Genomic DNA, 25811 nt, shown 5'->3' on the forward strand with positions numbered 1-25811 from the left:
TACTGACGAGTACGTTGATCTCGATCATGCCGTCATTCTATGGTATGGGGCACAGCATGGAGAGCTAGGCAAGGTGAAGCGAAGCGCGAATGCTGCACTGGAGGAAGGCTTTGCCTTTATCATTGATCCGGTTGCTGAGCTGCTCGTAGAGAAAGGGATAACAGAGATCAGTTATATGATAGCCATCCCCGAGATCGACTATGAAGGTCAGGTCCAATTCAACAATACAATGGTTTTTCTGGGACAGGTGGAATGTGAGGAGGAGAACAGCAGCTGGCTCGATGAAATTCTGAATGATATGTGAGTGATACATCATGACGGGCGATCAGCACGATAGCGGAACGGAACAAGGAAAGAAGAAGGAAGAAAGAAGTAAAGAAGAGAGACAGAACGAAAAAGAACAGATGGATTGAGGTAGAGGCCATGAACCATGAATTTACAACAGTAACAGACACGTCCACCGTAGCGATCTTCGATCTGGCAGCGATTCGCCATCGTTTCGATGATACGTCAGATTGGTGGAGCATTCCCGAGGATGAGCTGGATGAGATGAACCAAGGCCATATTTTGTTCTTGGGCGTTGGCCATGATGGCCAATATCATATTTCGATTGTAGATCAATTGGATGATGCCGATGGATTGTTACATTTGCAGGCACCTTCGGGCCAGATCTTCGTTGGAGCAGGAGAGGACACGACCGGAGGAGAATTGGAGCCAGATGACTCTACAGCTGTATCCGGGGCTATGCTGACCATGAACCCTGGCAATTATGCTGTTACATACCGTATGGAGCACAACACAATACATCTTTCCTTTATCCCGTCCGAGCAAGGAACCAATACACTTGTCACTCCGATTCGCTTGAAGTAGGGAGGAGCAGGCATGACGGAGAATACTGGACATATGGCCTATGATTTCGAAGGTCTGGAGCGACAGGTGACATGGAGTCACGCTGAGGCTCGTGAGCTGTTCCTTCATTACTTTGTATTGAAGAATAGCTATTGTTTCTCGGGTGCGGTCGACTATGAGGAGCTGGACACGGTGCTGCAAGACGAGTGCTATCTTGTCTTCAACCATGAGCCCCGTTATAAGGGAAGACAACTATTTTTCACTGGACATGGGGTTCAGACGACGAAGGAGGCACTCCTGCATTTCATGAAAGGCCCGATTGAGCAGCACGACCTGATCGTCCCCTTGCTCATCATACCTGTGGTGGCGCAGACAGCAGCTCATCTAGATGTACAAAAAGAGACTCCTGCCTACATCATTGCTACCCAGGAGGACCCGGTGTTCGAAATCTGGCGTCGGACAGTCTAACTAGTATCTTGAGTGAATATGACTATGAACTTGAATGACCTCTAGAAAGTATGGTTAGCGGAAAGCGGGGAAGCCCTAGAGAAACGGAGTGCCCATCTTTAAGCTTGCTGATCATCAGATTTTCAATTTCGTTCGAAAGAACAGCAAGCTTAACAATGGTCGACAGGGCTCCCCGCTTGCAGCGGCTCTACACTCATCTTTACTTCGATCAAGGTATTAGCACCTGATCATGAGGATTACTGATGCAGCTTGCGATATTGTGAGGGAGTCAGTCCGTTGTTGCGCTTGAAGGTGGCAATGAAGTAGCTGAGATTGTCGAAGCCGACTTCCATGGCGATGTCCACGACCTTGCGGTTACTGTGCTCCAGCAATCGGCAGGCACGCTGAATGCGATAGCCATTCGTGTATTCCACGGGGCTCTTCTGCACCATCTGCTTGAAGAAGCGGCAAAAATGACCCTCGCTCATGTGCAGGGTATCTGCAATCTGCTTCAGACGCAGTGGCTCCTGATAGTGAGCATGAATGTAGTCCAGAGCTTGCTTGATGCGCTCGATCTTCTCGTGATGACCAGGTACACTTGCGGTGGCCTCAATGGGCTGCATGAACGGCTCCAGCAAGGCGAGCAGGGTGTACAGTCTGCCCTTGGTCATCAGCTCAAGTCCTGGAGCCGGCTGGCGATGGTCAGCAATGATGCTGCCAATGATGTCAATAATCTCACGTCCACCGGGATCACCTGGGTGGATATGCGCTCTAGGGCGCTTTTTTTTATGCAAAAAAGGCTCAATATACTCAAGCTGTACAATATCGCTAATGTGACAATTGAGCCAATCCGGATGGAATACGACAGCAGAAAAGATGCAGTGCGAATCATCCTGCAGATATCCTGCGTGTAGCTCCCCACGGTTCACGAACAGTACCTCCCCCGCACGTACCTGTGTATAGTCCATATCCGTCTGAAACAGGGCACTTCCTTCTTCCACAAGGATAAACTCCAGCTCCTCATGCCAATGGGGCTCAAGTATGCAGTTTCCATTCAGCTGCTCCACGTCCGGGTATACCCGCACTGGGTACATGGCATCCCCGTGCACACGGTCTTCCCGCAGATTCTCTCTCAAACGCAACCGATCCTGGTCCATCTTTATTTACCTCCCTGACATCTGATGCACATATATAGAATTATAGTATCAAGATAGTGATACTATAGGTCAAAATATAACAAGAAAACCCTTTCTTTAATCAATATCATTATAGTATAGAACAGAGTAGGGCTCCAAGCCCCCAAGGAGGAAGCGGTAATGAAGTTTACGGATGGATATTGGCAAATTCGAAAAGGGTACGAGGTGCAGAATCCGGCAGACATTAGGGATCTGGTGACGGAGGACTCTTCCTTGACCTTGTATGCAGCGAGCAAAAAAGTCCAGCACAAAGGGGATACACTGAACGGAGCACTGCTGAAGACGACCTTTAGCTCCCCCATGCCCGATGTCATTCGTGTACGGATGAATCATCATAAAGGAAAAGTCATGAAAGGACCTGTCTTCGACATTCATACCGAGCCTGTGGATGTGAAGATTACGACTGACGAGCAGACAGCTGTCCTGCAGAGCGGCAAGCTTGATGTCACGGTGAAGCTTACGGAGGGCTGGAGCATTGCCTTCAATTATGATGGCAGGAAAGTCACTGGCAGCGGCCACCGTGGGCCTGCTTATATTAAAGGTCCGAATGAACAGGCCTATTTTCGGGAGCAATTGGAGCTTGGCGTTGGAGAATACGTATATGGATTGGGCGAACGCTTCACTCCTTTCGTGAAGAATGGTCAGGTTGTTGACATCTGGAATGAAGACGGAGGAACGAGCAGTGAGCAGGCTTACAAAAATGTCCCGTTCTATCTATCTAGTAAAGGCTACGGCGTATTCGTGAACCATCCAGAGCGCGTGTCCTATGAGGTCGCTTCAGAGAACGTATCGAGAGTGCAGTTCAGTGTGAAGGGAGAGACGCTCGACTATTTCATTATTGGCGGAGCCAATCCCAAAGAAGTGCTGGATAATTATACGAAGCTCACGGGCAAGCCAGCGCTACCACCGGCATGGACCTTCGGACTCTGGCTCACCACCTCCTTCACAACTGATTATGATGAGGCTACGGTGAATCATTTTGTAGATGGTATGGCTGAGCGTGATCTGCCCTTATCGGTCTTTCATTTTGACTGCTTCTGGATGAAGGAGTATCAGTGGTGTGACTTCCAGTGGGATAAGGATATGTTCCCGGACCCTGAGGGCATGCTGCGGAGGCTGAAGGAGAAGGGGCTCAAAATCTGTGCCTGGATCAATCCATACATTGCCGAGAAGTCAATCCTGTTCGATGAAGGTATGGAGCATGGCTATCTAGTGAAGACGGCCGACGGAAGTGTGTGGCAGTGGGATATGTGGCAGGCCGGAATGGGACTGGTTGATTTCACGAACCCGGATGCTGTGCGCTGGTATCAGAGCAAGCTGAAGGTGCTGATTGATCAGGGGGTGGATTGCTTCAAGACAGACTTTGGCGAGCGGATTCCAACTGATGTCGTCTATTATGACGGCTCTGACCCGCAGAAAATGCACAATTACTACACTCACCTATACAACAAGGCGGTATTCGAGCTGCTGGAGGAAGAGTTGGGCAAAAATGAGGCGGCCTTATTCGCTCGCTCCGCTACGGCTGGCGGTCAGCAGTTCCCTGTTCACTGGGGAGGAGATTGCTCGTCTAATTACGAATCCATGGCAGAGTCACTGCGTGGTGGTCTATCGCTAGGTCTCAGTGGCTTCGGCTTCTGGAGTCACGATATTAGCGGCTTTGAAGCAACGGCTCCGCCAGATGTCTACAAGCGCTGGGTACAGTTCGGATTGCTGTCTTCTCATAGTCGACTGCATGGTAACCATTCTTATCGGGTGCCATGGCTATTCGATGAAGAGGCCGTAGATGTTCTGCGCAGCTTCACCAAGCTCAAGTGCACGCTCATGCCTTATATCTACAGCTCAGCCGTGGAATCCTCCGTACGGGGCTTACCGATGATGAGAGCTATGGTGCTGGAGTTCCCGGAAGATCCGACGACTCATACATTGGACCGCCAATACATGTTCGGGGATTCCTTGTTAGTTGCACCTATCTTCAATCGTGAAGGGGATGTGCAATATTATCTGCCCGCTGGACGCTGGACGAACCTGCTGACTGGCGAAGTTAAGACAGGAGGAGCCTGGCAGACAGAGCAGCATGATTTCACGACATTGCCGGTTCTTGTCAGACCCAACACACTACTGGCGATCGGGCAGGAGGATAGCCGTCCTGATTACGATTATGCAACAGGGGTCGAGCTCCATCTATTCGAGCTGGAGGCAGATGCCAAGGCTGAAGCCGTCGTTGTGAATGGTCAAGGGGAACGGGAGCTGGCTGCTAAGGCCGAACGTACTGGTGATACGATTCAGGTGAGCGCAGAAGGTGCTGGCAAGCCATGGAAGCTCGTACTGCGTGGCATTAAGCAGCTTGCAGGAGTACAAGGCGGGTCGGCTCAGGTCAGCGCTCAAGGCGTCATCATCACGCCAGAAGCAGGCCATGAAGTGATCATTTCTCTCTAAGTGCGCTTAGGTGAGGAGCTAGCGTACATCTGATTGTCTAACTATTATAACTACAGATCCAAGAGGCGCGAGTGACGGGATTATCCCGGTGCACGCGCTTTTTTCATGGTAGCTGGCATCGGTAGAAACTTGACAGTGTCTGGAGTTAGCTCACAGACTCTAATGCATAAAATCCTTCCGGAACAACCACAATACAACTATCTGCCTGTGTACTGAATCCTGGGGGGAATGGTATATGAAATCAGGTCCTTGGACATGAAGGATACGAGTATGAAGTACGGTAATTCAAGTAAAAATTCGGATAAGAAGACGAAGCATACACTCTTACTGGCGCTGGGTTCTATTCCTTTGATGATGACGCTTGGCAACTCCATGCTCATTCCTGTTCTACCCGAAATGGCCAAGAAGCTGAACGTTACCTCCCTGCGGGTAAGCATGTTGATCACAGTGTACGCTGTAGCGGCCATTATCCTCATACCTATTGCAGGCTACCTGTCTGATCGGTTTGGACGCAAGGCAGTCATTGTACCTAGTCTCATTACAGCGGTTATTGGGGCAGGCATATCCGCTGCTGGTGCGTGGCTGCTTGCAGACCAAGCTGCCTATTGGACGATTATCGGCGGCAGGCTATTGCAGGGAGTAGGCGCGGCAGGGGCATTTCCAATCGTCATTCCGCTCGTAGGGGATCTATATACACAGGAGGAGGAAGTTAGTCGCAATTTGGGAATTGTCGAGACCTATAATACATTTGGAAAAGTATTGAGTCCTATTCTGGGTGCGGCTTTGGGAATGGTGCTGTGGTACTTGCCATTGCTGTCCATTCCGGTGTTTTTTCTCATCTCCTTGCTGCTTGTTATATTCTTCGTGTCCGTTCCGCGCCGTAAGCAAAAGGCAGAGGTGTCATTCAAGGAATTTCTGTCAGAGCTCAAGGCTGTGCTGGGCAAAAATGGTCGGTGGCTGTATGCTATATTTGCCATGGGCGGCATTTGCATGTTTGCTATTTTTGGTACCTTGTTCTATTTATCTGAGACGTTGGAGTCCAAGCATCATCTGCATGGCGTTATGAAAGGCGGAGTTCTGGCTATTCCACTGGCTTTTCTATGCGTTAGCTCCTATATTGGCGGGAAGGTCATTGGTAAGAATAAAGCTCGTATGAAATGGCTCGGCTTTAGCGGTCTTGCTCTTCTTACGATCTGCTTTACCCTCATCTCCTTTTTCAAAAATATCTATATAGAAATCGGACTATTCGCTTTGGGAAGCGCTGGGATTGGTCTGACCTTACCGTGCCTGGATTCGTTAATAACACGTGGTATAGAGAAGAAGGAGCGTGGGACCATCACCTCGCTGTACAGTAGTATGCGGTTCGTCGGGGTATCGCTGGGTCCTCCGATCGTATCGCTGTTGTTACATCGGGGGCACAGTCTTCTGTTCATTGTAATGAGCGTGCTCAGCGCTGTAGGAGGGCTGCTAATGCTATTCGCGGTGAAGCCTCGTGAAGACGAAGCAGATGAAGGACGGGTGAATGATCCCCATGGAAAGCAGCGGGGGAAGGACATTGCACGGCGAATACCAGGCATACGTAAAAAAGCAGGCTACCGTTAGGCAGAAACTTTCTCGTATGATACCCACTGAAAATTACACCAATACAACATCAGGCTGTGGTGGAACTCTGGCTGAATGAAGTTGTGCTACAACTATACTGCGTATAACACAAAAAAGCCGCCTGTTTGCTTCAGCCTTCCTGAGAAGGGCTGGAACAGACAAGCGGCTTTATCTTTTTAAGAAATACGGTATCGCTTAAAATCCTCTATCATGTAAGTCCCCGTATCATTTAGGTCAAAATATCATGTAAGTCAGAATATCATGTAAGCTCAATCGCAGCTTGAGAGCGTCTCGTACTCCACTGCAGCCAGACATACATTAGCACCAGCGCTACGATAGCTGTGGCTGAAATTCTATACATCATCGCATAGCTCGACCATTTCGCGATGGAGCCGAGAAGGAGAGCACCTGTAGCTACCCCGAAGTCCGTAGAATTCAGGAAAGAGCTGCTTGCTGTTCCGCGCTTGCGTGGAGGCACACATTGAATCATCCAGGTCTGGAAAGCTGGCTGCATGCTGCCGAAGCCTGCTCCGTAGCACATGGCAGCAAGGTACAGCATCCCATCCGTACGTGCAAAGGATAACAGGAGAAGCCCCGTCAGCAAGAGTAGAGAGCCTGGCCCAATAATAGCCTTATGGCCGAACCGATCATAGAGTCTCCCAGCAAAGGGCCTAACCAGCAGCACTGCTCCTGCAAGGAATAGGAAAAAGAAGGCTGCATGTGTCAAGCCCGCTTCCTGGCCGAATAAGACCATGAAGCTAAGCAAGCCGCCATAAGTGATGGCCATGAGATAATTCAGAAAGGAAGGCAGCCAGAGCTTGCGCCATAGTGGTACTCCGTCACTCTCCTCGCTAGACACGGTTGCTTGCATTGCGTTCATTCCAGCACCCTGTCCAGACTTCGAAGGGTCTGGGAGTTGTCTCAGTAGCCATATGGTCATAGGTACGACTAGAATAATAACAGCGCAGGTAGTATAGACTAGCGCATTGAACCCTCCGTATTGCAGGAGACTAATGCCAATCGTGGGTCCGATGGACATGGCTAGTGTTGAGGATAGGCCAAAGTAGCCCATGCCTTCACCCATTCGCTTGGCAGGAACAATATCTGAAGCCATAGTGGGAAATGTAGTGCTGCTAAGCCCAAAGCCAAGCCCGAAGATCACCCGCATCAAGAGCAGAATACCTACCGTAGGAGCCAGCACATAACCGAGAGTCCCGGCAAGAGCAAGCGCGAGCCCGATCAGGACGATATACGCTCGAAAGCCCTTTTCCAGATAACGGGTCGAGAGAACACGAGCAACGATCGCACTGAGGGCGAATAAGCTCGTGACCAATCCTACCTGAATCGCACTGGCAGAGAAGGCGTCTTTTACGTAAGACGGCAGTGAGGGGACGATCATTTGTAGCTCTAAGAATAATAACAGGTTAACGAAGGTCAAAATAACAAAATGCTTGGTCCATAGACGTTCTGTGATGTGTTGTTGCATGTAGCTTCTCTCCCTATCTAGTGGCAGCTTGAGGCTGCTTCTCTCTAAATCTATGAGGCACTATACGATGGTAATGGTTCATGCACGAACCTGTCGACATGAAAGAAAACTGAAAGGAAAACTGAAAGAAAACCAAACGATGAAACAAAGCCTGCATGAAGCTCAAAAAAAGGATTCCAGGCCTTATGGCCTCGAATCCCGCTGCACTCCTTATTAGTGGCACGAAGTAATAATCCGCTTCTCACTTTCGGATACCTATTAATATTTTGACATAATTTCGACACAATGACAAGCTATAACCCTATAGCTATAGTATAATTAATAAAATATCTTGCATGCCTGCGGACTTCACCCGGGATCAGGATAGACATTCAGGGAGGAGATAACTGCTGTGCACTGGCTTGCTATGATTACCATGCTGATTGACCATATTGGAGCTGTTTTTTTTCCAGGATCAGCACCTTGGCGAATGATTGGGAGAATTGCTTTCCCTATCTATGCCTTTGCTCTATATATGGGCTATGTACATACGAGGAATCTGACCAAATATATGTTGCGTCTTGGTGCACTAGCGCTGATCTCGCAGCTGCCCTTTATGCTGGCCTTCGACACGAACGGTCTTAATGTAGTCTGGACTCTGTTAGCATCACTAGGAGCTATCGCCATTGCTGATCGAATGAAGCGTCTATGGCTAGTCGTTCCAATGTATATCTTGGTTGGACTATTCATGGAAGCAAGCGACATGGATTACGCTGCATATGGCCTGTTACTTGTGCTGATCTATCGGTATTGCAGAGGCTTCTGGATGATTCCGGCCCATCTCGTGCTGAACCTGCTGTATGAGCTTAGATATTCCTTACCTTACGGAGAGATAACGTTATTCCAGATGACACAGCATTTAAGTCTTGTATCTACAATACTTATCGTGAGCCTCCGCTCCGTGCCGTCATTCATTCGCCCACATGTGCCACGCTGGCTCTGGGTCAGCTTTTACCCGCTGCACCTGTCGATCATTGTTGCCATAAGGTATTACCACGATTACACCATACTTGAGCAATAATCGTGCCATCGTTTTAGCTGAATACCGAGACGTAACAGAAAAGCCGATTCACAATGTGGATCGGCTTTTCTGCGTTGTTGCTATAGATACCGCTAAGATCGGACAAGAATCTGATGTCTATGCTGCTCTCCCCATTCCTTCATTTTCATAATAATAGGAATCAAGGTTTGGCCAAAGGAGGTCAGTGAATACTCCACCTTGGGAGGAACCTGATGATACACCTCACGGTGAACGATACCGTCCTGCTCTAGCTCACGCAGCTGCAGGGTCAGCATACGCTGGGTAATCGTCGGACAGATCCGGCGGAATTCATTGAAGCGAACAGGCTGCTTTATCATATGATAGAGTAGTATGCCCTTCCACTTGCCGCCTATGATATCCAATGTGTAGGCAACGGGACAACCCTCTTCATTTGGACATTCCCCATACTTGCTGCTGTAGTCCTCCAATAGACTCACTCCTTACAGTATAAAAAAAGATACTACATAACATTAATGTGCCTACTTATGATTTTAGAACAATTGCGTTATATTTACAATCATAGAGCGACCCAATAAGATCCAAGGAGGAATAGATGATGAATGAAGCACCCAAAGCAACCATGAAAGCAGTTGGTCTATACCGTTATCTGCCCATTGCTGATCCAGATAGTCTAGTGGATGTAGAGTTGAAGACTCCAACAGCAACTGGCAGAGATCTTCTGGTTCATGTGAGGGCAGTCAGTGTAAATCCGGTCGATGTCAAGCAGCGCGCCCCCAAGGATAAAGTAGAGCAGGAAGCGCGGATACTGGGCTGGGATGTAGCAGGGATTGTAGTAGAGACTGGCCCGGAATGTACATTGTTCAGACCAGGCGACGAGGTCTATTATGCAGGCAGCCTCATCCGTCCCGGAGGCAACAGTGAATATCATCTTGTGGATGAGCGGATTGCAGGTATGAAGCCTGCTTCGCTGGATTATGCAGAGGCGGCTGCTCTGCCCCTCACTGCAATTACGGCCTGGGAGGGGCTGTTCCATCGTCTTGGTGCAGGGCTCGCCCCAGCTGAGAATGAGGGTAAGACATTACTAGTCATTGGAGCGGCAGGTGGAGTGGGGTCCATCGCCATTCAGCTGGCCAAGTACGCGGGATTGCGTGTCATCGGCACGGCTTCACGGGAAGAGTCCATTGCATGGGCCAGGTCTATGGGAGCCGATGAAGTGATTAATCATCATGAACCCTTCCTGCCACAGCTTCAGGCGATGGGTCTGGATGGGGTGGATTACATCTTCTGCTTGAACAGTACCGAGCTGCATTGGCCTAATATGGCTGAATCCATCAGCCCGCAAGGGAAAATCTGTTCTATTGTGGAGACGAAGCAAGCGCTTGACCTCAATCTCCTAATGGGCAAAAGTGCAACCTTCGTCTGGGAGCTGATGTTCACCCGTTCTATGTTCCAGACAAGTGATATGATCAGGCAGCATGAATTGTTGAATGAGATATCGGGTCTAATAGATCAAGGCCTGATCCGTTCCACGCTGACTACACGACTGCGACCCATTCACGCAGCCAATCTGCGAGAGGCTCACGCATTACTGGAGACAGGCAGCACAATTGGAAAGATCGTAATAGAAGAGTTCGAGGGGAATATCTGACTTCTACGCAGTGTACCGGATGTGTAGCAACAAATACGTTTTCGGAAAACGCATCAAAAAACGCGAGCATTCAAGACAAGACGTCTCTGAATGCTCGCGTTCTGTTGTACTGACATTTGAATTAGTCATTCTATATTACGGAGCTACAGCATGCTACCAGCTTTAACGGACTCAAGCGAATGTTCAAGCTGTGAAGTGTAAGTGATGCTGAAGCATCTGTGCCCAGAATCAGCGAGCAGCGGATGGCTGCTGAAGCACGGCGGGCTGCGGAAAATACCCTACGTCTATGGCATGCTTCACCATTTGCTGAATGAAGGCCTGATCGGTCACGGGGCAGCGAACACCAAGCTGCTCCAGCCGTGCGGCTGTCACTGCGCAGCCATAACGATAAGCGGAGGATTTCGCTCCGTCTCCCTCGAGCTGTCCCATAGCCAATTGCAACGCATCATCCTGCACTTGACTGCTAGGATTCAGCAGCCAGGAGGTGTATTCTGCGAATGGCAGGGTGTCAATGGTGTAGCCTAGCTCACGCATCATGTCAATTAGTTCTGCATAAGGCAATGGCTGCGGATTGCAGATATGATAGATGCGGTTCGCGCTCTCCGCGTTGAATGCCAATTCGACCACTGCCCGGCTCGCATAGTCAATAGGTGTAAAGTCCGTATCCCAATCCGCCTCGGGAGCTTTGTTCAGCAACAGCATGGCTTTGAGCATCCGGTAATAGGCATTGCTCTCGATGTTGGTCTGGAACCGCCCGCTGGCTGAATGACAGGACAGGTTGCCCGCCCGATAGGCCGTGACAGGTATTCCTGAGGCTGCAGCCTCGAATAACAGACGTTCAGCGTCAAGCTTACTGTTGGAATACAGATTCTCCAGCTGCATATCCGCCGGGAAGGAGGAGTGCTGCAGCGCGCGTTCCCATTGCCCACTCATGGCCAGATCCTCCGGGATCCCCATCGTCGATATATGGTGGAAGGACATTCCTGGTCTAGAGGCGACAAGATCAAGCAAGGCCCGTGTACCATTAACATTCGTGCGTTCGAATGCCGCTGAATCTCCAAAGTGGCGCACGTCAGCAGCGCTGTGGATAATAGCATCCAACTGCTCACTCAGCAACTTGTGAACCTCTGGAAGCATTCCCAGATTAGGCTCCTCCAAATTGCCGTATACGATGGTTACCCGGTCACGCAACACATTGGCAGCGGATGCGCCGAAGTATTCCGTTAGAATCCCAGCAAGTCGCTGATAGGCTGCCTCTGTCTCCGTATGACGCATCATGACGAAGACCTCTGCCTCAGTAAAGCGCAGTACATCATGTAAGATATGTGAGCCGAGATAGCCAGAAGCGCCTGTAATCAGCAGCTTGTGAATCGGCCTTGGAGCAAAGGACTTATCCGGTACAAATTCCAGCGGATGCTCGTTCAGCTCAATCTTGGGACCTTGCTGTGTAAGATTTACTTGCTGCTCGGCACCATCTGCTGATAATGGCTGCTCGGATTGCTGAGCCAGCTGTTGAACATAATCAGCCAACTGATGCGCCGTCGTATGACGGAAGAAATCACCAATCCGGAGTCCCGGATAATGAGGCTTGAGCTTGGCCAGCACATGGATGATGTGTAACGAGTTCCCGCCAATACGGAAGAAATCATCGTCACGCATAATGCCACCATGCCCAAGTACCTCTTGCCAGGCATCAGCGATCCGCTGCTCTGTTTCCGTCTGAGGAGGCTCCCCTGGCAATGCATTGCTCTGTACGTATTGCTCATGTGGCATCGAGGCCAGCTTCTTCCGATCCAGCTTGCCAGTTGGCGATAGGGGCATGCGCTCCAGCCCAATGATGAAGTCGGGAATGAAGTAGGATGGGAGCTTCGCTGCCAGGTGTGCCTTAATGTCCGCAGTCTCAAGCTCTGTACCATGCGTGGTGGTATAGTATCCAACCAGCATATTCTGTCCCTGTGCATCCTTCTTGGCAATAACAGCTACGTCCTGGATATCGGCGTGACGAGCCAGCTGCTCTTCAATCTCACCAATTTCAATACGGTTGCCCCGGATTTTGAGCTGGGAATCCTTGCGTCCGGCATACTCCAGAGTACCATTTGGCAGCAAGCGAACAATATCGCCTGAGCGGTACATACGACCTCCAGGAATGAATGGATTGTCTACGAACGACTGTGCTGTTCGTTCTGGCTGGTTCAGGTAGCCTTTGGCAAGTGCAGGTGTAGCAATGCATAGCTCTCCCGGCACATTGACAGGGCAGAGGCGGTTTTCCTCATTAAGAACATAGACTTGATAATTGTGGATCGGTCGCCCGATCGGAATGTGAACCTGCTCCTCGTCCACGGCACCACGAACCCGATGTGTGGTTGTAGCTACGGTGCATTCAGTAGGTCCATAGACGTTAACAATGTCCGTTCGTGTACCAAATTTCTTCTGGAATGCCCGGACTTGGTTCCCGTAGAGAGCCTCTCCTGCAACCGTAATAATCTTCACCCGGGACAGCTTGCGATAGCCCTCATCCGATAGATAGGTGGATAGCTGATTGAAGAATACGGTAGGCAGAATCGTAATAATGGTAGTGCCAGTCCGCTCGACAGCCTCTGCAAATTCTTCGACGGATACCCTCTCCTCGGAAGAGAGTAAGTATAGCTTAGCCCCGTAAAATAACGCGCCGATGGTATCCCAGATCGAGGCATCGAAGCTGTAGGTTGCGAACTGGGTCAGCACATCGTGTGGTTCAATGTCGCAATCCCGCTGCACGACGGCTCCAAGGTTCACGACACCGCGGTGAGCGATCAATGCACCCTTAGGTCTACCCGTTGAGCCAGAGGTGTAGATAATATAAGCTAGGTCGTCTGGGCTCACATCCAGCTGCGGATTGGCAGTCTCGCGTCCGACTAGTAACTCCTCTATGATCAGAATCTCCCGAACGGTCGAGATGGTTGAGCATAGCTCAGCAGCTTGCTCTTGATAGGACTGCTTCGTCAGGACGTAAGCCGAGTGAGTGTCTTCGACGATGAAGCCGTTACGCTCCGCAGGGTGGTCTGGGTCTACTGGTACATATACGCCGCCTGCCTTCATGATGCCAAGCAGTGAGATGACAGTCTCGATGCTGCGATCCATGTAAATCGTGACGAAATCACCCTTCGAAAGTCCTCTGGACAACAGCTCCGCGGCAATTTCGTTCGCGCGGCTGTTCAATTCCCGATAAGTAAGCTCTACTGTACCTGAGGCGATGGCTCCATGCTCAGGATACTGAGCGACTGCGCTTTCGAACATGCCGTGAATGGTCTGCTGCTCCGGGTAAGGTACCTCTGTTGCATTAAGCTGTTCATGAGCAGCGCGATCATAATCGCTCAGAATATCATACGAGCTGATGGACTTCTCGGGCCGGGCTACTGCTTCTGATGCTATTACGTTGTAATAGGAAGCATAGCGCTCCATCGTGTCAGCCAGCAGTAGCGAGCGATCATACCGAATGTGAACATGATACGCGTCTTCCTCGGTTGCTACATGTACAGCGATAATAGGCTCGGGCATAGCTTCAGGTAACGACTGCAAGGATTTTGCCGATTCAGCAGTGTCCTGTACCTTGTCGCCAGCCTGCAAATATGAGAACACAACCTCCGCACCGATCTCTGTGAGTCGGGATGCGTTAGAGGAATGAAGATCATGGCACTGGTTCATTAGCTCGGACATCGTTAAGGACGGTTGCAGCTCTAACTCCCACACATTCCATCCCGCCGTGTTACTGTAGATGAGGGAGGCCAGCTCGGTCTCCGCAGAGAGTCTGTACATCCAGGCAAAGAATACGGCTGTGAAGAACGCTTCTTGTTGCGCTACAGGAATCTTGGCCTGCACAGCTTCATATACGGTCCGGTCAAGCTGTACATTCAAGTTGTCCTGCTCGTAGGTTCGGTGTCTGCGATTACGATCGAGCGGAATAGGAAGTGCCTGAATGACTGGGGCAGTAATATTCGTATTGGAATGACTCATGTTCAGATCTCCTCCAATGAATGTTATAGGGAAAGAAAAGCCTTCCATCCGAGAAATAAGTATGGAAGGCGCTCTTTGGAAGTTAGCTATACGTTACGACTATGCATTAGCTCGGATTGGATACTTTGAAATAGGAAATCAGTTCTCTTAGTTCCTCAGACATAGAGCTGAGCTTGTTAGAGGAGTCAATGATTGAGATCGTTGAAGCCTTCTGCTCTTCCACCGTCTGAGAGATATAGCCGCTGTTGCTGGCAGTCTTGCTCACTGTGTTTGAGAGTTCTTCTGCGGTAGCCGTCATTTCCTGAGTACCTGCCGAGATCTGTTCGGTAGAGCTGGACAGGTCCTCGATCTGTGCGACAAAGCTTCTTGTAGCACCGAGAATATTCTCGAACAATGATCCAGCTTTTTCTGTAACAGCAATTCCTTCTTCGACCTGCATGGTACCTGTCTCCATAGCGATCGAGGCTTCCTTGATCTCCTTCTGAACCTCTTCAATCAAGCCAGTGATTTGCTGGGTGGCTGCCTGGGATTGCTCAGCAAGCTTGCGGACCTCTCCAGCAACGACAGCAAAGCCTTTACCTTCCTCACCGACACGAGCTGCTTCAATGGAGGCGTTCAAGGCAAGCAGATTGGTCTGGCTGGAAATGCCACTAATAATGTTCAGAATGTTACCAATTTCCTGTGAACGACTTTCGAGCAGACGAATAGCCCGCGAAGTGTTCTTAACGGAGTCTGTAATCTTGTGCATTTGCTCAGCAGCCTGTTGTGCGACCATGTTGCCTTCCACGGAGCGCTGTTGTACGGAATCGGCCTCGGAGGCAAGACTGGAGGCATTGACTGCAATTGTCTGAATGACCGATGCCATCTCAGACATGGAACGAGCTGTGTTCATAGAAGATTGCTCTTGAGATTTGATGTTATCCGTAATTTCATTGATATTGGCGTTAATTGTGTTAACGTTGGTACCATTTTGCTCACAGATCGCGAGCAGCTCCTTGGCGGATTCATTCACTTCATCGGTTGTAAATTGTACTCGGGCCATGGTGTTGTTCATACGCTCAACCATAGTGTTGAATTTGTCATTCACAATGCCAAGGTCATCGACGCCTGCCTTGATACGAACATTCAGATTACCTTCACTGACCTCTTCGATTCCATGGATTAATTCCTTGATCGGAGACAGTGTGCGTTTGACGACAATATACTGGACGACGAAGAAAATAACGAAGAACAAGGCCATGATCGCGATACCAGTCCATAGGGTCTTGGTGAGCCCCTTAGGCACAGCGCTCGCATCCACGTCAACAGCAAAATACGCAAAAATCTTGTTGCTGCTATCCTTGAGCGGATACATCAGCGTAGTCCAGGTACCGAAGTCATCGGAGTAAATGTCTGAGAACGTTGGGTTGCCAGCATTCAGCATCTTACCCACCGCATCTGCAATAATTACCGGTTGTTCATACATAGCACCAACGCCCATATCCGCTGCTTCGAAGTCGTTGCGCAGAGCGGTAGGCATAGCGACAATCGAGGTCCCACGACCATTTTCAAGCTCAACCCCAAAAATGTAAGCATAGTTCACGTTAGGATTGTACTTGCTTATGGTGTCGAGCGTCTCGCGCAGCTTGGTTTGTGCAGGGCCGTCATAGCTTTGCTCCGTAACCGCCTGTCTAACTTCCTCGGCATCAATCTGTTGATACCAGCTCTCCGTTACCTTTTCAATCTGGCTATGGAGCTGGTCGATCAGAACAGACTTCTGAATCAGGTAGCTGGACGCGATCAGCAGGGTCCCAATCAAAATAATGTTAATGAAAGAAAGAAGAAGGTTTTTCGTGAAAAATGAAAGTCGGGTCCAAGTTTTCAAAAATGCTCACTCCTGGTTCGAAATAATGTTGCTAGAACTCATAATCTTGACGCTAGGGAAGCTGGTGGTCATTCCTTTCTCTATGTATTGACTAAGTTGTTCTGCCCTCCTGTCATATAAGACTCAAGTCCTGGTAATTTGCTGACCCCATATGTAATATCGTAAAAAATAGTCTTAAAATGAAGAGCAAAGTGAGAGTTATATGAGATCAGTCGGATGTAAAACTTAGATGTAATTGCGTAAATATGCATTGTTATGCAATCATTAGAAAAAGAGTACAAAAATATGATACTGGAAAAACTCAAAAAAAACACCTCTAGTTATCAAAGTTTGTAGTACACTTAGGAAGTAAGATTACAAGTGGGGGTGAGCGATTATTATGAACATGAAAAAAATCGCAGCCGAGAAGGCAGTCGAAGCAATCCAGGATGGGATGAAGGTAGGCCTCGGGACTGGCTCTACTGCTTACTGGGCAATTCTGAAGATCGGTGAGCGCGTGCGTGATGGTCTGAAGATTGAAGCGGTGGCAACATCTCGTGCTTCTGAACAGTTGGCGGAGGAATCTGGCATTACACTCGTTCCCTTTGAGTCGCTGGATCGCCTGGATCTCACCATTGATGGCGCTGATGAAGTGGATGAGAATCTTCATTTGGTTAAGGGCGGCGGTGGAGCATTGCTGCGAGAGAAGATCGTGGCGGCTCAGTCGGACAAGCTGATTATTGTAGCTGACGAGAGCAAGGCTGTTCAGACCTTGGGAGCTTTCCCGTTACCTGTAGAGGTAGTACCCTTCGCTCATGAATGGACCAAAAGGTCGCTTGAGGAGACGGGTGCCACAGTGAGCTGGAGAAGAGCGGACGGAGAGCTGTATATTACTGATAACGGCAACTACATCGCTGACTGCAGCTATGGTCAGATCAAGGAGCCGGGTTCATTGGCAGCTATCTTGAATGCGATTCCAGGTGTCGTGGACAACGGCTTGTTCGTAGGCATGGCGGACCAAGTTATTATCGCAGCTGCTGACGGTCAGCTTCGCATCAGAAATCGAGCTTAGCATGTGGACAGGCTACAAAGCGCTGGTGATCTTGACAGTTCCATACAATTAATATATCTTTGAATTAAGATATGAGGTGTGGAGGCTGGCTTTTATGTCTAATTCAACGGATCATCAGGAAATATCCCTTAATTTGTTTGTCGTGCTAGCACGAGCTTATAATTCAGTAACATCCCGCACGAATCGGGATATTCATGGCTATGGATTGAATACTACGGAATTCGGAGTGCTGGACCTATTGTACCATCGTGGTCCGCAGCCGCTACAGAAGATCGGTGAGAAGGTCTTGATTTCCAGTGGTAATATTACCTATGTAGTGGATAAGCTTCAAAAGAAGAATATGCTGACCCGTCGGGCGTCCCAGGATGACCGGCGCGTGATCTATGCTGAGCTAACCGAGGAAGGTCGTCACTTTTTCGAGCAGATTTTCCCAGGTCATCGGGAGGTTATCATGGATGCGGTCAGTGGGCTGTCTTTGAAGGAGAAGGAACAGGCCATCACCTTACTGCGTAAGCTGGGATTCGGAGCGGAGCGATAGGGTAGAGGGCTCGCACTCCAATTGGCTTTACGAAGAAGTATCGGTGAAGAAGTATCGGTATTATGTATACCGGTACTTTTTTTATTTGAAGATAATAGACTTAATAAGTCCTTTATTTTACGAATTGTTTGCGAATACGGGTTAATTCATGAAGCAGTATACGTTATACTAAAGGTTGACCTTATATTACTGTAGCTCATCGTATTGAAGTTCAATTATAGTGTTCATCATTTTGAAGCTCGCGGTACTATATTAATCCGGATGGAGTGAATTCGCTTGAGTATACAAGCTGGATATAGCAACGCTGGCGAATTGCTACTCACACGGGCGGGTGAACTGGCTGATTGGATAGTAGATAGACAATATGATCTTCAACCCGAGCTGATGGAGCGATATGGTCCAATCGGTAAAGTGAAGACTAGGCAGGATACGCTCTATAGCCTTCAATTTCTGGCAGAGAGTGTCATGGTAGACAGTCCGAAGCTGTTTGTTCAGTACATTTCCTGGCTCAAAATTCTGCTGGAGGGGTTCGGTATCACCTCTCAGGATCTTGTGATCAACTTGCAGCTGATCGACAATGCCCTGGAGGAATTACTGGAGCACCCGGGCAAGACGATGCTGCGGGACCATTTGTTACTCGGCATTGAACGAATCAAGGAACCAGAGGAATACCCCTCGTTCATCCGGCAGGATAACCCGTTATATGAGGAAGCTAGAACGTACCTTGACTTGCTAAGTGCAGGGAACCGAAGAGAAGCACTTGAGCTTGTGGAGGAGCTTCTGGAGAATGAGGTAGCTATAAAGGATATTTATAAATATATCTTTCAGATTACACAATATGAGATTGGACGACTGTGGCAGATGGGAGACATGAATGTCGCTCAGGAGCATTTCTGTACGGCAGCCACACAGTTCATCATGTCCAGCCTGTATGGTCGATGGATCGTTCATTCACGTGATGGATATCGGCTACTCGCCACCTGCGTAGGGCAGGAGCAGCATGAGATTGGCATTCGAATGATAGCGGATTTCTTTGAAATGGAAGGCTGGAACACGTACTATCTGGGGGCGAATGTACCGCAGCGAAATGTAATTCAGGCTATTATTGACTATAGCGTCGACCTAGTGGCACTATCGGCAACGATGGCTTTTCATGTTCATCTGATCAAGGATCTGATTGTTGCGATTCGTGCGGACGAGCGAACAGCCCATGTAAAGATCATGGTGGGTGGACAGCCGTTCAACATGGATGGCAGGCTATGGCAGGAAGTTGGAGCAGATGGCTTCGCGATAGATGCGGATCAGGCAGTGAAGGCTGCTGCTGATCTATTGTCACATATAGCCCAGGGAGGTAACACAGCATGAGTGATCCTTCGTTGGAAATTCAGAATCTACGCAAGATCATTGAGGACCTATCCAGGCAGATCGTGACAGCACAGACGGAGCAGGAACGAGTACTAAGCGAATTCTCCGGGATGAATAATGAATTAGTGAATCTGCAAAGAAAGCTGACCAAGTCCAATTCGGAGCTGAAGCAGGCGAGAATGGAGGCCGAACGAGCGAATCAGGCGAAGAGTACGTTCCTTGCCATGGTAAGCCATGAAATTCGTACACCTATGAACGGAATGCTTGGCTTGACAGAGGTGCTTCTGGCAGAGGAGCTGCCTGCTGCCCAGCGGGAGTCGATACAGTGGATTCAGGAGTCAGGCAAGCTGCTGCTGGACATGGTGAACAATCTGCTCGATCTATCCAAAATTGAGGCCGGAGAAATGAAGCTGCAGGCTACCTCTATCAATCTGCAGGATATGATGAAGCAAGTTACAGCTTTGCTTGAGGTACAGGCTGCTCAGAAAGGCAATGTGATCTCTACGGAGCTGGAGCAGGGCGTGGAAACAAGGCTCATCGGGGATGCAGCGAGACTCACACAGGTACTGCTCAACTTACTTGGCAATGCTAACAAATTCACGGTTGCCGGGCAGCTGCAGATCAAGATCAGGCTATTGGAGAACAGCGACGAACAGCAACGACTGCGTTTTGAGGTGAGCGACACCGGCATAGGCATTTCGGAAGCTGATCAATCCATATTATTTCAGCCTTATACCCAAACGGTAGAGGGACAGACATCACCACATGGAGGCACAGGCCTGGGGCTATGGATTAGCAAGCTGTTCGTGGAAATGATGGGCGGTCAGATCGGATGTATCAGCGTAGAGCAGGAGGGAGCAACCTTCTGGATTGAGCTAGTGCTGCGCAAGGCCAGTGATCCTGAGCTTCACCCCACGCATGCTACGAAGGCTGGTGCTCCAGCAGAACTAACTGAGTGTGACAAGATGGATACCATGCTGCCGATTCTCGTAGTAGAGGATCAGCTTGTGAACCGGAAGGTGATTGGAGAGCAGCTAAGACGATTGGGGCTGAAAGAGCTGGATTTTGCGGTAAGCGGTGAAGAGGCTGTAGAGTATGCACGTAGCCGCCATTACGGCTGCATACTGATGGATCTTCATTTGCCAAAGCTTGACGGATATGCTGCGGCAGCTCACATTCGTGCACACGAACAGCAATCACAAAGCGAACGGATACCCATTATCGCCTTATCCGGTAGCTCTGGTGAAGAGGAAAGGAGTAAGGGGGCGTCTGCGGGCATTGACGATTTCCTGCAAAAGCCAGCCTCGATTCACTTGCTAAGGGAGAAGCTGCAGCACTGGCTTCCTCAAGCTGCACCGGAGGAGGCCCTCATTGATGAAGAGGTCATCCGAGACATCATGGCTCTGGATGAGGATGGAAGCACAGAGCTGCTTGCTTCATTGCTGGAAATATATAAGGGTGATACGCCATACAAGCTGCAACGCTTGATCGGTCTGCTGGAGCAGGAGGAGTTCGATCCATGTGTGTATAATCAAATATTGGAGGCTGCGCACGAGCTAAAATCAGGAAGTCTCAGTCTGGGCATCAAGCGAATGTCGATCATGTTCGCTGATATTGAGCAAGCTGCGCGTGATCGGAAGCTGTCGACCGTCAAACCGGTCATATCCAAGCTGGAGCCAACGTATCACATGACCTGCACTGCTCTCGAAGCTTTTTTGTAGATTGTAGTTGATAGGCTGTAGTTTGGAAGTTGTTCTTGGACATGCATGTACTCTGTAACGAGTGCGTGCATGTTATTTTCATCTTAGGGAGGGATCTGATGGAACATCATATCAACATAGAGCAGCGTGAGCGGCTGCTGGCTTGGCTGGAAGACCCACAGGTATATGATGATTTGAGACGTGTGAGGGAGCTAGGGCTACCGCAAGCCTGCATCGCGGCCGGATATGTGCGGAACCGTGTCTGGGACAAGCTTCACGGCTATGTGTCCTTGACCCCTTTAAATGATATTGACGTCATATACTTTGATCCCGAGCAGCAGAGCGACGAGCGGGATGAATGGCTTGAACAGCAGCTGGGCCGGGATCAGATTCATCGGAACTGGTCGGTCAAGAATCAGGCTCATATGCATATACGCAATGGACATGCTCCATACGCTTCAGTGACCGATGCGATGCGTTATTGGCCAGAGACGGCTACGGCGGTAGGCATCTATCTGGACCAGGAGGATCAGCTGCAGATCGTTGCTCCCTTCGGGCTTCAGGATCTAATGGACTTGAAGGTACGCAAGGGTCCATACTTTCGGAGCGACACCTATTTCCGGCAACGGGTGTTCGACAAACAGTGGCTGGATACCTGGCCGCTTCTAATTGTGGAAGCATAACCTGAAATCCTGCAATAGGAGGCATTATAAAAGAACGGATATGACACAAAGCATACAGGAGGCTTCAACGTGAACCATAAGAGACTCAGGATCGTTTTAGGTGTTCTGGTGATAATCGTGCTCCTTGTAGTAATTATTCCGCTCGTGGGATACTTTGGCGTCAGCAGTGCCGACTCATTTTCAAATGAAACATTCTATTATCTTCAACTAGGGGCAAGCTTGTCTGCCCTAACAATCAGCTGATCAGGAGGAACCAACATGTTCAAGGATATCAGGAATGAATTAGTGCAACGCCCCGAAATTAGAGAGCTGCTAGGCTACGCGGCTATTTCGACTGGAGAAGAGGAGGATGAGCTGCTTGAGCATTATGCTTCGTTGGCAGACTGGCATCTATACGGGTATGAGGACGAGGGGCTGATCGTTGGGATCACCGGCTTCGTTGAGCAGGCCGATGGGGAGCTGAAGCTGCAGCATCTGGCTGTTCTTCCGGAGAATCGACATAAAGGGTATGCCAGAGGAATGCTGCTGGAATTGATCAAGGAGCGTGAGCTACAGCGTATGACGGCAAATACCGACGAGGAAGGAGCACAGTTCTTCAGACAGCTCGGATTTGCGGTGTACATAACGAAGGATACGCACACTGGACTTGAGCATTACCGCTGTGTGTATGAAGTAGAGCTGGACTAAGCATTCACCGTGCCCGTATCCCCTGTCTTTACATATACTGCATTAACGCCAGTTCAGCGGAGCGTTGCTTCGGCAGTGTAATCATTGTAGCAGAAGCATAGTTCTGCGAGGGTGAACCGACAGGGAGGCAGGGAATATGGCATATCGCTATACGGCTCTTGGTGACTCGCTCACGGTAGGGACCGGGGCACTGCCTGGCAGCGGCTTCGTTCCTCTCTATAGAAGCATGGCACAGCGGTCACTGCAAGAGCGAATTATACTGCATAATTATGGGGTGAACGGGTTAACTTCAGGAGAGTTACTCAGTCAGTTGAACAGCTCTACCTTGCTGGAGAGCGGGGTGAGTCAGGCCAATATCATCACCGTCAGTATCGGGGGCAATGATCTGCTGAGGATGGCGCGCTCTGGCATGCAACGGGATGCAGGAGGGGATCTGGAGCTGACCAAACGCAATGTGCGCCGGATCGTGAATACGCTACTGCAGATCAAGAGAGGCAGCCGGGAACCCTTCTTTATTCGAATTCTGGGGCTGTACAACCCACTGCCGCGCTATCCGCAGGCACAGTATTGGGTGGGGCAATACAATCGTTTTCTCAGCACAATGAATGCTGGGATCATTCGGGCAGTCCAGATTCAGGACAGCTTCGCAGGCCAAGAGCGGCGTTTGCTCTCACTGGACGGGATCCATCCCAACGGACGAGGCTATCGAGTGATCGCTGCACAATTGAATCAAGCAGGATATTATCCGCTGAGATAGGCTATAGCTGACTAGAGCTGATTAGAAATGATGGTGTAACAAGAGGGATGTTCTTCGCCTTTGGGCTGAAGGATGTCTCTTTTTTTGTGTAGAGTGGCTGGCATGTGCTTTTGCGAAAATCGTTTATTGATATTCTTATATCCGCTTTATTTTTGTCGAATGACGACGAACGTCATAGAGAATTGCCATAAATGCTCTCAAGTTTTCTTAACAAGTGTTAAGGAAATTCATAGTTTTCTTATGAATGGTTAGCATTTGATTTAATGATTTTCTCCTATACTTAGCACGGTAGTTCTTTGGTCTTAGTTCTTGCTGCTTCAGATTATATTGAAGGTTGTTATTCGCTCATGAATATGGATTGAGGAACTATAAAACCAGAAGAAGAGGTGTGAGGAATTGAATTCGAAAGTGGCAAAGCTCGAAAAAACAGGGTGGTTGACCCGTATTCAAAAAAACTTCAAAACGAAGCTGATCCTGTCTTTTCTTGTGTTTTTGGTTGCCCCATCCATACTAGTAGGGGTGCTGGCATACTTTAATGCCAAAGAACAAGTGGAGAAGCAAATCGTACATGGTGCAGAGGAAGCTGTGAAGCTGGGCGATCTGGCCATCACCATAGCCATTCAGTCCAAAATCAGTGATATTAAGACCTACGCTGAGCAGTTGGATGAAGCGCTCTACACCAACGAAGAAGATGATTACATTACAGGGGAGTTCGCCCAATATTTACAGCAAAATGAAGATGCCTCCGCTATTCAGCTTGCTACCGAATCAGGATTGTATATGACCTCTGCTCCAGCGGAGGAGATCCCGGCAGGCTATGACCCAAGAGAACAGGCCTGGTACAAGGAAGCGATGAGCAAGCCGAGTGAAGTGACGGTGAGCGTTCCTTATCGCTCAGAGAATTCAGATGATTTTACAGTTACCATTGCCAAAGCGCTGGATGATGGAACAGGTGTTATTGGAATTGACCTCAAGCTAACCATGTTTCGGGACTGGATGCAGAACGTCAAGATTGGTGAGCAGGGCTATATGGTGATGCTGGATACCAGTCGCACGTACATCTATCATCCTACACTTGAAGCTGGCACAAGTGCAGAGGATGCTTTTTGGAATCAGGTATACGAGAATCCATCCGGTAGCTTCTCCTACAAGGTGGGTGAGGACGATAAACTGATGTATTTTACAACGAATCCCCTGACAGGCTGGAAGCTGGCTGGTACGATGTATACCTCTGAAATGGTGGAGGCGGCCAAGCCCATTTTGACGAGCATGCTATGGATTCTTCTCATCTGTTTAGCGGTAGGAATTGTGCTGGTATGGCTTGTTGTCCGTTCCATCATTCGTCCGATCGAGAAGCTGAAGGGACAAGCTAATCTTCTGAGTGAGGGTGATCTGACGCAGGAATTCGTTCGACAAAGCCATGATGAGATCGGTGATCTGACCGATGCCTTTGGCAAGATGCAGGGCAATCTACGTCTATTGATTCAGAGCATTGAGAGCAGCTCACGCCAGGTTGTAACTTCCGCTGGAGAGATGACACAAAGTACAGAATCCACCAGTGCGGCAAGTGAGGATGTAGCGAAGGCCGTTCAGGAAATTGCCAGCAGTGCAGAGAAACAAAATGTGAGTATTGTCCAGAACAATGTTGCCTTGGATGAAATCGCCGTAGGTGTTACCCGAATTGCGGAACGCTCTGGCCAGGTTGCAGATCTGACTCGTCACACCACGTCCCAAGCTGAGGAAGGTGGGGAGTCTGTGCGGCTGACGGTGAGGCAAATGGGCTCAATTCATGAGACGGTGGAGCAGGCGAACCACATCATCCAGGTCTTGAGTGACCGTTCTGTGAAGATTGCTTCAATTACGACGTTTATAGGAGACATAGCCAATCAGACGAACCTTCTGGCATTAAATGCTTCTATTGAAGCAGCACGGGCAGGAGAGCATGGAAAAGGCTTCGCAGTCGTTGCCGAGGAGATTCGCAAACTTGCGGAGCAATCGGGACAATCTGTGAAGGATATTACGCAGCTTACAGAAGTGATCAAGCAGGATATGGAGGCTTCTGTGAGTATGATGAATAAGATCTCGGGCGAGGTTCGTGACGGTATGGATATCTCCACAGCTACGATCAGCAAGTTCGAGACAATACTGAATAGCATGCAGGAGATGACACCGCAGGTTGAAGAGGTGGCTGCTATCTCCCAGCAAATTACAGCCGGGGTCGAAGAAGTGTCCGCTGTGGCTTCTGAGCTGGCTCAGATTGCTACAGGCAATGCGAGCACAGCGGAGGAAGTAGCCGCATCCTCAGAGGAGCAGCTGGCTGCAATGCAGCAGGTATCAGCCTCTGCACTTAGTCTCGCAGATATGGCGGAGCAGCTGCAGCAATTAATACGGAAGTTCAAATATTGAGAGGCTACTTTTCACACAGATGAATCTGTTTTAGTTGCTTCAATTAGCCTTCACATACTAT

20 protein-coding genes are annotated in these 25811 nt (G+C 49.3%); 15 read left to right on the forward strand and 5 right to left on the reverse strand.

All coding sequences use genetic code 11. The features are described 5' to 3' along the window. Positions 1 to 73 precede the first annotated feature (73 nt). The 3 genes from K331_RS30460 (at position 74) to K331_RS0124600 (ending at position 1317) form a co-directional block, all read left to right on the forward strand. Positions 74 to 304, forward strand: a complete 231-nt coding sequence (locus tag K331_RS30460; protein ID WP_051290010.1) for a hypothetical protein — start codon at positions 74 to 76, stop codon at positions 302 to 304. A 119-nt stretch (positions 305 to 423) separates the two neighbouring features. Further along, positions 424 to 870, forward strand: coding sequence for a DUF6386 family protein (locus tag K331_RS0124595; RefSeq protein ID WP_028592331.1), 447 nt, complete (start codon positions 424 to 426; stop codon positions 868 to 870). Between the two features lie 12 nt (positions 871 to 882). Then, entirely contained in the window at positions 883 to 1317 is a 435-nt protein-coding gene (locus tag K331_RS0124600; protein ID WP_028592332.1) for a hypothetical protein, read from the forward strand. Between the two features lie 236 nt (positions 1318 to 1553). Here K331_RS0124600 and K331_RS0124605 read toward each other — a convergent pair whose 3' ends face one another. After that, on the reverse strand, positions 1554 to 2453 hold the full coding sequence (locus K331_RS0124605; protein ID WP_028592333.1) for a helix-turn-helix transcriptional regulator: 900 nt from the start codon (positions 2451 to 2453) through the stop codon (positions 1554 to 1556). A gap of 159 nt (positions 2454 to 2612) precedes the next feature. On the opposite strand from K331_RS0124605, the gene yicI reads away from it, so the two are divergent. Together yicI and K331_RS0124615 are read left to right on the forward strand one after the other, a co-directional pair. Next, positions 2613 to 4928 carry an alpha-xylosidase gene (gene yicI, locus K331_RS0124610; protein ID WP_028592334.1) on the forward strand — a complete coding sequence of 772 codons (2316 nt, stop codon included), beginning with the start codon at positions 2613 to 2615 and terminating at the stop codon, positions 4926 to 4928. Positions 4929 to 5198: 270 nt separating this feature from the next. Further along, entirely contained in the window at positions 5199 to 6530 is a 1332-nt protein-coding gene (locus K331_RS0124615; protein ID WP_051290043.1) for an MFS transporter, read from the forward strand. 259 nt (positions 6531 to 6789) lie between these two features. On the opposite strand, the gene K331_RS0124620 is transcribed toward K331_RS0124615, so the two are convergent. Next, positions 6790 to 8016, reverse strand: a complete 1227-nt coding sequence (locus tag K331_RS0124620; RefSeq protein WP_028592336.1) for an MFS transporter — start codon at positions 8014 to 8016, stop codon at positions 6790 to 6792. A gap of 391 nt (positions 8017 to 8407) precedes the next feature. Here K331_RS0124620 and K331_RS0124625 point away from each other — a divergent pair, with 391 nt between their 5' ends. Next, on the forward strand, positions 8408 to 9076 hold the full coding sequence (locus K331_RS0124625) for a TraX family protein (RefSeq protein WP_028592337.1): 669 nt from the start codon (positions 8408 to 8410) through the stop codon (positions 9074 to 9076). Positions 9077 to 9168: 92 nt separating this feature from the next. Here K331_RS0124625 and K331_RS0124630 read toward each other — a convergent pair whose 3' ends face one another. Further along, on the reverse strand, positions 9169 to 9525 hold the full coding sequence (locus K331_RS0124630) for a winged helix-turn-helix transcriptional regulator (protein WP_028592338.1): 357 nt from the start codon (positions 9523 to 9525) through the stop codon (positions 9169 to 9171). Positions 9526 to 9653: 128 nt separating this feature from the next. Between K331_RS0124630 and K331_RS0124635 the strand changes: the two genes are divergently transcribed. Beyond that, a complete protein-coding gene (locus K331_RS0124635; RefSeq protein ID WP_028592339.1) occupies positions 9654 to 10706 on the forward strand; it encodes a zinc-binding alcohol dehydrogenase family protein in 1053 nt (350 codons plus the stop codon). Between the two features lie 228 nt (positions 10707 to 10934). Here the strand turns inward: K331_RS0124635 and K331_RS0124640 are convergent, their stop codons facing one another. Then, the gene (locus tag K331_RS0124640; RefSeq protein ID WP_028592340.1) at positions 10935 to 14699 is read right to left on the reverse strand and encodes a non-ribosomal peptide synthetase; all 3765 of its coding nucleotides are present in this window, start codon (positions 14697 to 14699) and stop codon (positions 10935 to 10937) included. Positions 14700 to 14805: 106 nt separating this feature from the next. Continuing rightward, entirely contained in the window at positions 14806 to 16563 is a 1758-nt protein-coding gene (locus K331_RS0124645; RefSeq protein ID WP_028592341.1) for a methyl-accepting chemotaxis protein, read from the reverse strand. A gap of 379 nt (positions 16564 to 16942) precedes the next feature. Between K331_RS0124645 and rpiA the strand changes: the two genes are divergently transcribed. The 8 genes from rpiA to K331_RS0124690 all read left to right on the forward strand — a co-directional run bounded on the left by rpiA (position 16943) and on the right by K331_RS0124690 (position 25750). Then, positions 16943 to 17614: a ribose-5-phosphate isomerase RpiA gene (rpiA, locus tag K331_RS0124650; RefSeq protein WP_028592342.1), complete on the forward strand. Its 672-nt coding sequence runs from the start codon at positions 16943 to 16945 to the stop codon at positions 17612 to 17614. Positions 17615 to 17708: 94 nt separating this feature from the next. Further along, positions 17709 to 18152 (forward strand): MarR family winged helix-turn-helix transcriptional regulator, encoded by a 444-nt coding sequence (locus tag K331_RS0124655; RefSeq protein WP_028592343.1) that lies wholly within the window; start codon positions 17709 to 17711, stop codon positions 18150 to 18152. Positions 18153 to 18428: 276 nt separating this feature from the next. Then, complete coding sequence (locus tag K331_RS0124660; RefSeq protein WP_028592344.1) at positions 18429 to 19517, forward strand: cobalamin B12-binding domain-containing protein; 1089 nt, start codon at positions 18429 to 18431, stop codon at positions 19515 to 19517. After that, positions 19514 to 21238 carry an ATP-binding protein gene (locus tag K331_RS0124665; protein ID WP_028592345.1) on the forward strand — a complete coding sequence of 575 codons (1725 nt, stop codon included), beginning with the start codon at positions 19514 to 19516 and terminating at the stop codon, positions 21236 to 21238. The genes K331_RS0124660 and K331_RS0124665 overlap by 4 nt, the downstream gene beginning before the upstream one ends. Before the next feature lie 98 nt (positions 21239 to 21336). Next, complete coding sequence (locus K331_RS0124670) at positions 21337 to 21900, forward strand: nucleotidyltransferase family protein (RefSeq protein ID WP_028592346.1); 564 nt, start codon at positions 21337 to 21339, stop codon at positions 21898 to 21900. 258 nt (positions 21901 to 22158) lie between these two features. Next, positions 22159 to 22587: a GNAT family N-acetyltransferase gene (locus tag K331_RS0124680; RefSeq protein WP_028592347.1), complete on the forward strand. Its 429-nt coding sequence runs from the start codon at positions 22159 to 22161 to the stop codon at positions 22585 to 22587. 136 nt (positions 22588 to 22723) lie between these two features. Further along, a complete protein-coding gene (locus K331_RS0124685; RefSeq protein WP_028592348.1) occupies positions 22724 to 23344 on the forward strand; it encodes a GDSL-type esterase/lipase family protein in 621 nt (206 codons plus the stop codon). Positions 23345 to 23740: 396 nt separating this feature from the next. Next, entirely contained in the window at positions 23741 to 25750 is a 2010-nt protein-coding gene (locus K331_RS0124690; RefSeq protein WP_051290011.1) for a methyl-accepting chemotaxis protein, read from the forward strand. The last annotated feature ends 61 nt before the right edge of the window (positions 25751 to 25811 follow it).

It is taken from the genome of Paenibacillus massiliensis subsp. panacisoli DSM 21345 (assembly GCF_000426545.1).
Classification (GTDB): domain Bacteria; phylum Bacillota; class Bacilli; order Paenibacillales; family Paenibacillaceae; genus Paenibacillus; species Paenibacillus panacisoli.